Annotated in this window: 9 protein-coding genes; 3 read left to right on the plus strand and 6 right to left on the minus strand. The window is 58.9% G+C overall.

Annotation, left to right across the window (positions count from 1 at the left end; translation table 11 throughout):
- Positions 1 to 30 precede the first annotated feature (30 nt).
- The 4 genes from AC19YX_RS22985 to AC19YX_RS23000 all read right to left on the minus strand — a co-directional run bounded on the left by AC19YX_RS22985 (position 31) and on the right by AC19YX_RS23000 (position 6568).
- Positions 31 to 2931: a toxin VasX gene (locus tag AC19YX_RS22985; RefSeq protein ID WP_500607109.1), complete on the minus strand. Its 2901-nt coding sequence runs from the start codon at positions 2929 to 2931 to the stop codon at positions 31 to 33.
- Positions 2932 to 2933: 2 nt separating this feature from the next.
- Complete coding sequence (locus AC19YX_RS22990) at positions 2934 to 3821, minus strand: DUF4123 domain-containing protein (protein WP_421546548.1); 888 nt, start codon at positions 3819 to 3821, stop codon at positions 2934 to 2936.
- Between the two features lie 2 nt (positions 3822 to 3823).
- On the minus strand, positions 3824 to 5950 hold the full coding sequence (locus AC19YX_RS22995) for a type VI secretion system Vgr family protein (protein WP_500607110.1): 2127 nt from the start codon (positions 5948 to 5950) through the stop codon (positions 3824 to 3826).
- A gap of 99 nt (positions 5951 to 6049) precedes the next feature.
- On the minus strand, positions 6050 to 6568 hold the full coding sequence (locus AC19YX_RS23000; RefSeq protein ID WP_078468984.1) for an Hcp family type VI secretion system effector: 519 nt from the start codon (positions 6566 to 6568) through the stop codon (positions 6050 to 6052).
- Between the two features lie 532 nt (positions 6569 to 7100).
- Between AC19YX_RS23000 and AC19YX_RS23005 the strand changes: the two genes are divergently transcribed.
- Positions 7101 to 7604, plus strand: coding sequence for a GNAT family N-acetyltransferase (locus AC19YX_RS23005; protein WP_500607111.1), 504 nt, complete (start codon positions 7101 to 7103; stop codon positions 7602 to 7604).
- A 35-nt stretch (positions 7605 to 7639) separates the two neighbouring features.
- The gene (locus AC19YX_RS23010; RefSeq protein ID WP_500607112.1) at positions 7640 to 8260 is read left to right on the plus strand and encodes a hypothetical protein; all 621 of its coding nucleotides are present in this window, start codon (positions 7640 to 7642) and stop codon (positions 8258 to 8260) included.
- 23 nt (positions 8261 to 8283) lie between these two features.
- Here the strand turns inward: AC19YX_RS23010 and AC19YX_RS23015 are convergent, their stop codons facing one another.
- Positions 8284 to 9282: an NAD(P)H-quinone oxidoreductase gene (locus AC19YX_RS23015; protein ID WP_421547565.1), complete on the minus strand. Its 999-nt coding sequence runs from the start codon at positions 9280 to 9282 to the stop codon at positions 8284 to 8286.
- 56 nt (positions 9283 to 9338) lie between these two features.
- Positions 9339 to 10559 (minus strand): YbfB/YjiJ family MFS transporter, encoded by a 1221-nt coding sequence (locus tag AC19YX_RS23020; protein ID WP_421546566.1) that lies wholly within the window; start codon positions 10557 to 10559, stop codon positions 9339 to 9341.
- Positions 10560 to 10685: 126 nt separating this feature from the next.
- Between AC19YX_RS23020 and AC19YX_RS23025 the strand changes: the two genes are divergently transcribed.
- The gene (locus tag AC19YX_RS23025) at positions 10686 to 11561 is read left to right on the plus strand and encodes a LysR family transcriptional regulator (RefSeq protein ID WP_078468990.1); all 876 of its coding nucleotides are present in this window, start codon (positions 10686 to 10688) and stop codon (positions 11559 to 11561) included.
- Positions 11562 to 11673 lie beyond the last annotated feature (112 nt).

An 11673-nucleotide genomic window follows, 5' to 3' on the forward strand; every position in this document is an offset into this window, starting at 1 on the left:
GGTTCTTATGGGGTGGTGTTCCGGATATCATTAGTTTTTTCCCTCAGCCTGATGTTGGGTCGAACTGCCTGAGCCTGGACGGACTCTTGACATCAGAGTTGTGCTGGGAAGATTTTCCGGCGTATAGGAAAATTTAATCTCGAAAGTTCCTTTGTCACTTTTATTGACTCCCCTGATGGTGTATTTATATCGTTCGCCATCGCTTGTGAGATTAAGATTCTTTGCTTCTATTTTCGTGGTTTTTAGTTCGTTTTTATCAAGATTTATTGAGGGTTCGGCAATTTTTCCAGGGAGTGGGTAGTGGATCTCAATCTCTAATTTTGGGTCGTACTCTAATGGTATGACTGCGGTATCGGTGTAGGCGTAATAAGTTGAGGGCTCGTGGTTGATTGATACACTGCTCCAGTCCAGTTCAATCAGTTTTGGTGAATAGCAGGCGACCATGTAACTATAATTTTCCTCGTCAAGTGACGTGAATTTATCTACGTTTTTTCGGCCAAGTAACTGTCGCTTTCCAAAGGTTCCATCATTTAGCCAATAGTCCAATGGTTCATATTTTGCGGCGTTCCCTCGCATCATAAGATATGCTCCGATAGTTAAGAATATTGCACCTGCGAGCAGCCAGCCCCACAAAGGAACTCCCATTGAAACAGTTGCCAGCGTTGCTCCTTCGGCAACTAAGGTGCTAGATCCAAATGTCAAAGCGGCACCTCCTGCACCCATATAAATGCTGGCGCCGCCGTAGTGTGTCGCCGCCTCGTTATTTCCAATTTCAAGCTGTGTGTGAGCTTTAAAGGCATTAGTAAACGCATCAAATATCGCCCCTCCATATCCAAATGAGCGTACTCCTGCTTGTCCAGATATCCAGTTCGCTATACGGATTGAACTTGAAATACGAGCATATGCTACTGGCATTGCAGTTTCCGTAGATGCGAGCATCCCAGACATTGCGCTACCCAGGCCCATAATTGCTCCACCCAGGCTAGATAATGAGGCGCCGCGCTCACCTGATTGCCAGTTAAAATCCATAATGGCCGATTTGAGGTTCATTAGGCTAAAGACGCCAGCAACGCTTGCAGTGCCCATTTCAAAAGTGTTTATGAATGGATTGGCATAACGAGTAAATCTCGACATTCGCTCCCAGTCCAGCACCTGAATAGTATTGCCTGCTCCACGAGCGATTGAACCTTCGGTTGTAAAGCTAGGAACGCGTGCTGCCTGCCTAAGAAGCCTATCTGCTTCAGCGTGAGTCAGTTGTCTTACTTGTATATGGTCTTGATATCGCTCTTCAAGGAGGCGCCGCAGCCTTGTTGCGTCCTCAACAGTTCCCGTTGCTGCTAAACGGTGAAGCAAATCATCAACGGTATCTCGAACTGCTCCTCGCCATGAGTTAGGACGTGTGAGAGCAAACACTCCAACCTGCCTAATTAGTGCGTTGGTTGCGTAGTACCTTCCTATGCGTGAAAACTCTTTGGTAGTCGAAAGAAGGGTGTCACGCTTGTTGTTCCAGAGTACTTCTGCGAGACCTTTGTCGAGCTCTAGATTTACCAGTATTGGATTGTTTTCTCCTGAAGACTGCCACCAGTGAGAGAAGATATCTCGCTCTTCATCTTTAAAGTCCTGAGGAGTCTCCTCTGTTCCCCATATCATGCCCTCTATGCAAGAGCAAAAGGCATTTGCATGGCTGCTGGAAGAAGTGCTGTTGAGTTTGTCATAGCGGAGAAAAGTGCTCCCGAGTTCGGTAGGGTCGTTACCAAAATATGTATTCAACCATGCGCGTCGATCATTTTTGTATTTTAATACGTCTATGTGTAATCGTTGGAGGTTGTTCTCGTATGTGTTTAAGAAGACGAGGCGCTCTTGTTCTTTGATGTGTCTAGAGTTGAGTCTTGCTGCTTTAGTAAGCACAATTGAGCGTATCTCTCGCTTATTTGGAAAGGGAGGCGTTGGCTGGTGAAGTCGGGGCCTACCGCCTAATTGTTCAAGTTGTTTCATTTGCTCATCTTGTTCTCGTATTCTTTTTATGAGCGTGGTGTGAGAGGTGATGTCACGATTCATCGCTCTTTCGAATTCATCCTTGCTGTAGAGATCATTGTTTTCCCTGTATGAGTATTCATAGATTTTTTCTATAAGATCAGCAATTATTTTTTTACGGTGGCGCTCGATTGGTTCCTTATCGTCATCTTGATCAGGCGCAGAGCTATACCTCTCCATTGCTTTACACGCCAGTTGTACTAATCCCGTTAACTCTTGAGTTAGCCCGATGTGGTCGTACATGACTACAGCAATTTGAGCCTTGGACGATACACTTTTCATACCGTTTTCGATTGCGCGAGCGCTGCGCGAGGGTCTCATCTTCCAAGGGGAAAATTCCAGAGAGGTTCCTTTGAACTCTTCAACTTGCTTTTCAAGATTGTTAGCCGATAAGGTATTGTCTTGAGGGTTGCTGTCCGTCCAGCTCTTTATATTGATGGTCGTAGCTATTTTTTCTCGAAGTTTGTTTTTATTAGATTTAATTTCTTGGATGGTTCGTGCTGTAAGTAAGGTGTCGGTCAACAATAAATGTACAACTGAGCCGCATCGCGCCCAAATGTGAGACGCAGCGTGCCCGGTCTTATAACCTTTTAGGTTGGACTCCAACGTACGGTACTTTGATCTCAACTCTGAAAATAGACCATCATCTTCTCTGATGCTCCAGATAAATACATCACCTTCTGTTTCGTCGAACAGATAGATGAACCCACCGCCTATACAGCGCAAACCATACTGCGCGTACTTCAACTTTGGAAATCCCTTCTCCAGGGTAGGCAAGTCATACCCATAGTCATCCCCACCCTTCGGACGCGGATGCGCGGAGTAACGCAAGGGAAACAACGGAATTCGGGCTTGGCAGCTTTCGTTGGTGCTGCTGTATTGGGTGCTTCCTGCCATGGTCAGTGTCCTTCTGTCATCAGGTGGTTCAGTGCCTGGGTAGCGCGGGCGCCGGGCGTCAGGCTGGGGTCTTGCAGCAGGGTGATCACCCCGTCTGCGCGCTTGGAGTAGGCCGGGTGTCGGAAGGCTTCCAGTGCGCTATCCAGGTGCTGGATCTCCTCGAAGCCCCAGCGTTTAAGCTGGTCCAGCCAGATCAGGGTTTGCCGGCGTGCGCTGTCGTAAAAGCTGTGTGGGGCTTGCTGGGTGAGCGCGATGTTTTTGCGCAGGTGATGCTCGCCAAGCCCGGTATCGATAGCCGTCATTTCTCCATGACTGAATTGGAAGCCCCCCTGGACCGGGAGCGGGCCGTGGGCGTGTTGATAGCGCCACCACTGGTGCTCCGGGCCGAAGTTTTCACGCCATATCAGTTCTTGCACAGGGCCGAGCAGGGCTGCGGCGCGGTGGGGTTCGAGCGTGCCGAGAATGCTCGCGAGCGCCGCAGTCTCCTGGAGTCGCCAGCGTGCCTTATTGCCATTGGGCATCAGTACGAACAGGACTTCCCGTAGCTGGGCAAGCACATCGTCGATTGGTCGGGCTGATGCCATGAACACTGCACCGCCGATGGCTGCCCATTGGTCGAGAAAGAGTGCGGGCAAATCAGAGCCTGGGTGGTACTGCACCAGCAGCGGCCCGTCGCTGCGGTATTGGTCATACTCGGTTTCGCTCCAGACCCAGTGTTGCGAGGTGGCGTAGTCGACCGTGCGCACGAAATCGGCAATGGATGGTTGTTCCGGCGCGTCCGGTTGTTGCATCAGCCACTCTTCCAGTACTTCGCTTTCGAGTAGCAGATAGGTAGTGAGCGATGACGATTGCACGTCGGGCAGATGGGGCTGTTTCAAGGCTTGTAGCATGCTCAGCTTCCTTGAAAGTTGCCGCAAGGGCAGTCTGGGCGTGGGCAACTGCCATCGCTGCGTTTCATGCACAACACATCGAACGGCACACCAGGGGCAGGCACTCCCAGGGGGGCGGGGATAGGACTCGCTCCGCCACCCTGCTTGTTCATCGGCCCCTTCAACACGATGTTGATGCCATTGAGCGTGATGCCGGAGCCGTCGATACGGATGATCCCACCGGGCCCCTTGAGGGTCAGTTGGGTGGTTGCCTGGATCTCGTAGACCTTGGTTCGATAGCGAATCGCCTGGCCTGCCTGTAGCTCGGATCGGCCTTCCACGCTGTGTTCCTGGTGACCGCCGATGCTGACCCAGTGGTTGGCCGTGGTCTTGTCCCGGCGGTGGTTGCCGACTTCTTCGGTGCGGTCTTTGCCGGTGCGGATTGTGTGGTTGCGGCCGATGGTCAGGTAGTCGTCCTGGCCGATATCGTGGCGCCGGTCTTGGCCGATGTTCACTTGTTCGTCGTTGCCGACTGTTTCCTTGCGGTCGTGACCGACAGAAACGGTTTCGTCGTGCTCGACCTGTTCGCTGCGGTCGTGGCCGACGAAAGTCGTCTCGTCGTGGTTGATGTGGATGTTCTGGTCTTTCTGCGCATGGACGTAGATTTCCTCCTGATCCTTTTCGTCCTCGAAGCGCAGTTCGTTGAAGCCTTCGCCCTTGTGGGTCTTGCTCTTGATCGTCATCCGGGTCTTGTGCCGGGGTAATTCGTAGGGCGGCAGTTGCAGGCGGTTATAAGTGCGGCCGGTGATGATCGGTTGATCTGGATCGCCGTCGTAGTGGGAGACGATGACTTCCTGACCGATACGCGGAATGGCCATATGGCCCCAGGTGGCGCCGGAGATGTTTTGCGAAACGCGGATCCAGCAGGAGCTGTATTCGTCCTCTTTCCCTTCTCGATCCCAGGGGAATTGAACCTTCACCCGGGCGTATTCCTCGGTATAGATTTCTTCCCCTGGTGGCCCGACCACCACCGCATTCTGCGGGCCGTCGATCAGTGGTTTGGGCAGCGGCTCGGCGCGCCATTCGGCATCGTCTGGCACCAGTTCGGCCTGGTAGCTGTAGTGAGTACCGAGTTGCGCCTCAGCACTTTCTTCAGCCTGGCTGGTGTGCTGCTTGCCATGGTGAACGATGTTCACCGGACGCCAGCTACGGTTCATATCTTCACGTGGGTGGCCCGCGAGAGTGAAGGAAATGCCGGGTTGCAGGCGCGGATCATCGCCCTCCACCAGGGCCATGCGCGCATCACGGCGGTGACCACGCAGGCGGTTCTCGGCGAAGGGTTTTCCGGCCTCGTCAAACTTGGCTCGGGCGGGATAATCGTAGCGTTCGTATTGGCGACCTTGATGGTCGAGATCGACGCCATCACGGCTGTGATGGTGGCTGTAGCGCGGATGGTGGAAGGTGTAATCGCGCTGAGTCTGGCGCGCGGTACGCACGTTTTCGCTGTAGGCGAAGCGGCGCAACGCAGGTTGCGGCTGGTCGCCGCCCGGTGCGGGGTTGTATTGCACCGGTTCATCGCCCACCCGACCGTGGATAAACAGGCGATCGCTGTGGACCAGTTGATGGCCTTCGGCGCTTTGTCGAAAGGAATAAAAGAACCCTTCCTCGCGCATGATGCGTTCGACGAAGTGGTAGTCCGTATCGCCCGCCTGCACGCAGTACTCACGGGACAAATGTTCGTTGGTGACCCGTTGCTCGTAGTCGTGAGTCAGGCCATGAGCCTTGAGCACTGCCTCGGTAATCTGCGGAACGGTAAGAGTCTGGAAGATGCGCCAGTCGGAGCTGAGCTTGAGCCGTGCCAAGCGCGGTTCGATCACTGCCGAATAACGGGTGCGCCTGAAGCCGCTGTCTTGTTGCACGAAAGAGGAAACGGCGCCATGCACATAGCGCACGGGAGCTTCACCGTGCCAGAGCGTCAGCAACGCCGGTCGATCCAGCACCTGCCCAAATTCGATGGCGGAATTGGCGCTGCTCAGTTCGACGCAAAGATGAAAGGTCTCGGACAGCGCTTCATGGAGCGTGAACTCAACAACCTCAAAAGACTCGTTACCAATACTGAAAGTAAAGCGCAGGTCGGATTGGGTAGGCATGACAGGCTCCGTTGCAACCGGGGTCAATGCCCGGATCATCGATCAGCGCACAGTCGGCACGGCCGGCGCACTGGGCGTCGGTCGTGCCTTTGGCTGGGGTCAGGATTCCTGCGGTTTGCGCCAGTCGTCCGAGGCTTCGGTGCCGGCGATGGCGTGGGTCCAGGTGATCTTGCGGTAGGCCATGGCAACCTTGATCAACTGGGTGTAGCCGGCCTTGCTCGGGTCCTGGGCGTGGGGCAGGGCGGCGTTGATGTTGACGATGGTGGCGTCTTCCAGCTTGGTGGTGAAGAAGTGCTCCTGCTTGCCCTCGGTGGAGGTGCGGTACCACTTCACTTCCACTTCCGGGAGCATCTCGCCGGAGGCCAGGGCCTGGTACAGCAGCGGGGTGGCCTTGTTCAGCGGCGCAGTGAAGATAAACGGCTTGTGTACACGCTGGCCGGAGGGCTGGCCGCTTTGTGGGTCGGTCGGAGTGGCGATCAGGTGTTCGATTTCCTGGACCAGGATCTGGTCTTCGTGGCCTTCCTGGTAAACGTTGCCGACGGAGTCGGCGGTGAAGGCGCCCTGGGTGATGTTGCCCTGGGTCTTGCCCTGGATACTGATGTAGGCGGGAGTAGACATTGGCTGCTTCCTTGTAGGTTTGACGAATAAGGCTTGATGGGCCGTGATGCCATCGGTGATGACCTGGGCCTTATCGCAAACCCTGTGCCAGTCTTTCTTTGTTCTTGTATTTATCATTTAAAAACAACGGCTTATGAGTTTTATTCGGCGACTGTTGACGGTCTTTAAACTCGTCCAATTGCGCCAGGTGTTTTTATCGCCGGCTTTTCGGGCCTGTTCTGGCTCGAATATCGATAACCTGTTGAAAATAAAGGGATAAAAATCAGGCCAAGAGTGGCCTTGCGGGCCAGATGTGGCCCGCAGCCAGATTTATGCTCAGTGGACCAGGGCTATGGCCGCTGGCTCATGGAGAAATACCGGCGCCAGCTTTCCCATTGTTTGCGATGGCGTTGGCGGCGGGTTTTGTAAACAATGGCGGCCCATTCAAGGGGCAGCCCGCCAGCGCCTCTGTCATTTGTCCAGTTAACGAGATATGCATGCCGTCGATTGCCGATACCTGTTTGCCTCGTCCATGCACACGCGAGGCCACGTCATGAGCGATACCACTGTCGAGTTGATCCAGACCGGCCCTGAGCACGCCGAGCTGATTCGCAACCTCTATCAGTTCTATGCCTACGAGTCTTCGGACTGGGAACAGGAAGACGTGGAGCCGGACGGGCGTTTTTACATCCACGAAGAGCACTTGGTCCGCTACTGGCAAGAGCCGCAGTGGAGCGCCAACCTGTTGCTGGTCGACGGCTATATCGCCGGCTTCCTGCTGATCGAGGGCAGTGAGCTGCCGGGATTGAACGCCCTGGAGCTGGCGGACCTGTTCATTCTCAAACGCTACCGGCGCAAGGGCATCGGCCGCGCCTTGGCGACTCAGGTGCTGACCAGCGGCGAGAGTAATTGGCTGGTGCGTTTCTATGACCAGGACGAAGCCTCCCAGGCGTTCTGGCGCGCGGTGCTCGACGACCTGCCGCGTCCGGTGCAAGCCATCGAGCTGGATGACGACCCGCAGTTGCTGAGTTTTCTGGTGACGCGGGCGGTGCATTGAGTGGCCACCACAGCACCCCAGGCGCACGCCTGCCCATGAGCTCGTTGCTGGATGACTGGCTCGCCTACCGTCAGGGCCGGGCTGACTTCGACAAGTCGCATTTTCTCGGGCTGTTCAAGGCGCACCCGGGGGATTCGCAACTGAGCCGGATCCTGTCCGGCTTTCCCCAGGCCCTGGCCATCCAGGAGCGGACGCGCCAGGTGCTGGCGTCCGGATCCCTGGAGCACAGCCTGTATCTGCTGCCGACCTCGGGCACCGATCAGGCGCGGCTCAAGAGTGCGGCGCTGGAGTGGTGGCACGAGCAGGCGCGTTTCTGCGAGGCCACTGGCGGCCCCTGGCCAGAGCAGCCCGGCTGGCAGCCACAGGTGCAGTGCGTCAGTCGTGATGAGCTGTACCCGTTATTGCAGCGCGATGTGCCCAATGCCTGGGTGTTCGAGCATATCGCCGATGCGCTGATCGACGACCTGAAGGACGCGGACGCCCAGGTGCATGCCTTGCTCGAAGCGCTGTATGGCATCGCGGCCGACTATTACCTGGCCTGGTACATCGCCACGCCGCTGATTGCCCTGGACATCGATTTTTCCCGCTACTTCGAGTTGTGGCGCCAGGGCGGCATCAGCGTGGTCCTCGAGGACCGGCTGCTGGTGGCCGGCTGACCGGCACCCGCACCGGCGACCCCTCAAGCCACCTGCAACACAATCTTGCCGATATGCTCGCTGCCCTCCATGCGTTCGTGGGCCTGGGCAGCCTCGGTGTAGGGGTAGACCTTGTCGATCATCGGCAGGCAGCGGCCGGCCGCCAGCGCCGGCCATACGTGCTGCTGCAGGTGCGCGGCGATGGCGGCTTTTTCGGCGCCGGTGCGCGAGCGCAGCAGCGAGCCGGTGACCACCGCGCGCTTGCCCATGATCGCCATCAGGTCGATGTCCTTGGCCCGGGCGCCGCCGAGAAAGCCCAGCATCACCAGGCGCCCTTCGAGGGCCAGGGCCGAGACGTTACTGTTGAGGTAGGAGCCGCCCATGATGTCGAGAATCACATTCACCCCCTGGCCGGCGGTTTTTTCCGCGATGACCTGGGCAAAATCCTGCTCGCGGTAGTTGATCGGCTCGGCGCCCAACTGGCGGATCACCGTGCATTTGTCGGCGCTGCCGGCGGTAGCGAAGGCCTCGATGCCCAGCTCCCGGCACAGCATCAGGGCGGTGGTGCCGATGCCGCTGGTACCGCCGTGGATCAGCACCCGCTGGCCCTTGTGGGCGCCGCCGATACTGAACAGATTGGCCCACACGGTAAAGAAGGTCTCCGGGATCGCGGCCGCCTGGATCCACGACAGGTCACCCGGGATCGGCAAGGTCTGTCCGGCCGGCACCGCGCAATACTGGGCGTAGCCGCCGCCGTTGGTCAGGGCGCAGACCCGGTCGCCGAGGGCGAACTGGCTGACGCCGGTGCCCAGGGCCACCACTTCACCCGCTACCTCGAGTCCGGGGTTCGGATTCATTCCGGGCTTCATCGGGTAATGGCCGCTGCGCTGGAGCACATCCGGGCGGTTGACCCCGGCGGCGTGCACGCGAATCAGCACTTCACCCGGGCCCGGCGCCGGCAGCGGGACCTCGCGCGGTTGCAGCACGTCGGGGCCGCCGGGTTCGGTGATTTCAATCAGGGTCATGGTCTGGGGCAGGTGCATGTCGATCTCCTGTGGCAAAGGGTTCATGGGTGGGACCGCAGCCGGGGGCCGGTGATTCAGTTCAATACCGGCTCAAGCCGCTCGCGGCGTTGCACCAGGCGCAGCGCCGGTTCCAGCAACAGAGCGATGACCAGGGCGCCGGCGGCGATGAGAAACAGCAGGGCGTGCTGGCCGCCGCTGGCGTTGAAGAGGCTCGAGTAGGCGAAACCGGCGATGGCCTGGAAGGTGGCGAACGACACCGTGGCGCGGCTCCAGGCGATCTGTTGCAGGTGATGCCGGGGGATCAGCTCATGCACCCGGGCCAGGGCCAACGGCACGATGCCCGGCGGGAACGAGCCGAGAATCACCGCCAGCACCGCCAGCAGGGTGAAGGCGCTGGACACCGCCAGCAGGCCCATGGCAATCGCCTGCACCACCAGCACCAGGCGCATGCTCAGCCGGGCGCCCAGATGGTCGGCCAGAAAGCCATAACTCACCGGGCCGATGATCGCGCCCAGGCCGTACAGGACCCAGATCAGCGCGCCAATGTGCGGCCCGGCACCCAGGCCGCGCGCCACGTAATCCACCAGGAACACCATGGCCGGCACCAGCCCGGCAGCCATAAAGGCGTATTGAGCGAACAGCAGGTAGACGCTCGGGTCGTGGGTGGCCGCGGGCGCCGGGGTTGCGACAGGCGCTGCATGCAGCGGGTCGGTTGTCGGCCAGGCGAACCAGGTGGCCGCGCTCAATAGCAGCGACACCAGGCCCAGGCCCCACCAGGTTTGTTGCAGGCCCAGGCTCAGCAGCGGTGGCACCAGGGTCCCGGAGCCGGCAATGCCGAGGCCGATGCCGAGGAAAATCGCACCGCTGGCCAGGCCCCGACGCGCCGCCGGCACATGGGGCAGTACGGTCGAGGCCACCAGCACCATGATCGCGCCACCGGCAATCCCCGACAGCAGGCGCCAGCCGAAGAACCAGGCCACCGACAGCGGAAAACCACAGGCAAAAAACGCCAGGGTCACCGCCAGCATCATCAGGCGCAGGGCGTGGGTGTTGGAGGTGCGCCGGGCCAGGGGCCGCCCGAGCAAGGCGCCGAGCAGGTAGCCCACCAGGTTGGCGGCACCCAGGTACACCACATCGCCTGCGCTAAACCATTGAGCCTGGATCAATGCCGGAATCAGCGGGGTGTAGGCGAACCGCGCCAGGCCGATGCCGACCAGGCTGGCGCAGAGGCCGGCGAAGATCGGCAGCCAGATGGCCTGGCGCCGGGCGTCCGGGGCAACAGAGGGGCTGAGCATGACAAAGGTCCTGTGGGTTGATTCAGGCGCCCAGCATAACGACCCTGATCGATGCAATAATGCTGCGATTTCGCGCCTTCGTGATGCGTATGTGCATCACGATTGAGTGCGCATAGGAGCAAATCAATGAATTGGGATGACGCTCGGGTGTTTCTGGCGGTGTGCCGCGAGTCGACGCTGCGCGGTGCTGCAAGGGTGCTGGGAGTGGATCAGGCCACGGTCGGACGGCGGGTCACGGCCCTGGAAAAGTCCCTGAGCGCGACCCTGTTTCTGCGCACCTCCGACGGCTACGCACTGACCGCGGTGGGGGAAGCAGCGTTACAGGCGGTGGAGAAAATGGAGCATTCGGCCCTGGAGCTGGAGCGGCAGATCCAGGGGCTGGACGATCGCCTGACCGGCAGTGTGCGGGTCAGCACCACCGACTCCTTGGCCATCGATTTCCTGATCCCGGCAATTGCCCGCCTGCATCAGCGGCACCCCGATGTGCGGGTGCAACTGGACGCCTCGACGCAGATCCTCAGCCTGGCCAAGCGCGAAGCCGACATCGCGGTGCGCAACACCCGGCCGGATAACCCGGACCTGATCGCCCGGCGCATCGCGCGCTGGCCGGTGGGGCTGTTTGCCTCCCAGGCTTATGTCGAGGCCCACGGCGTGCCGGAGCCGGGTTCGGCGTTCGCCGGGCATGACCTGGTGGTGTATCAACCCTATCTGCAGGGCAACAAGGACCTGACCCTGGTCGCGGAGCCCATGACCGGTGGGCGCATTGTCGCCAGCCTCAGCTCCAGCCTGCTGGTGCGGCGCTCGATTGGTGCCGGGATCGGCCTGGGGGAGATCCCGGTGCCCATGGGCCAGCGCGACGGCCTGGTACGGCTGTGGCCCGAGCGCAACCGCGCCACGCCCTATGACGTATGGCTGGTGACCCACGCCGACTTGCGCCACACCGCACGGGTGCGGGCAGTGATCGAGGAGATCGTCGCGGTGTTTGGCGACGCCGGCGGGTAGGGCGGCAACAAGTCAGCACATCGCTGCAATTAACCCATTGCCCCAGGGCGCAAGATCGAGGCATGGGGCGGTCCGATGGCGGGCTGCCTGTTTCCACTCGATCAAGGGTAAC

Source organism: Pseudomonas sp. MF09150, from assembly GCF_059862355.1.

What these genes read in the sequence shown, in the direction of transcription:
- AC19YX_RS22985 (WP_500607109.1), bottom strand. Translation starts at nt 2,931, where the DNA reads ATGGCAGGAAGCACCCAATACAGCAGCACCAACGAAAGCTGCCAAGCC.
- AC19YX_RS22990 (WP_421546548.1), bottom strand. Translation starts at nt 3,821, where the DNA reads ATGCTACAAGCCTTGAAACAGCCCCATCTGCCCGACGTGCAATCGTCA.
- AC19YX_RS22995 (WP_500607110.1), bottom strand. Translation starts at nt 5,950, where the DNA reads ATGCCTACCCAATCCGACCTGCGCTTTACTTTCAGTATTGGTAACGAG.
- AC19YX_RS23000 (WP_078468984.1), bottom strand. Translation starts at nt 6,568, where the DNA reads ATGTCTACTCCCGCCTACATCAGTATCCAGGGCAAGACCCAGGGCAAC.
- AC19YX_RS23005 (WP_500607111.1), top strand. Translation starts at nt 7,101, where the DNA reads ATGAGCGATACCACTGTCGAGTTGATCCAGACCGGCCCTGAGCACGCC.
- AC19YX_RS23010 (WP_500607112.1), top strand. Translation starts at nt 7,640, where the DNA reads ATGAGCTCGTTGCTGGATGACTGGCTCGCCTACCGTCAGGGCCGGGCT.
- AC19YX_RS23015 (WP_421547565.1), bottom strand. Translation starts at nt 9,282, where the DNA reads ATGCACCTGCCCCAGACCATGACCCTGATTGAAATCACCGAACCCGGC.
- AC19YX_RS23020 (WP_421546566.1), bottom strand. Translation starts at nt 10,559, where the DNA reads ATGCTCAGCCCCTCTGTTGCCCCGGACGCCCGGCGCCAGGCCATCTGG.
- AC19YX_RS23025 (WP_078468990.1), top strand. Translation starts at nt 10,686, where the DNA reads ATGAATTGGGATGACGCTCGGGTGTTTCTGGCGGTGTGCCGCGAGTCG.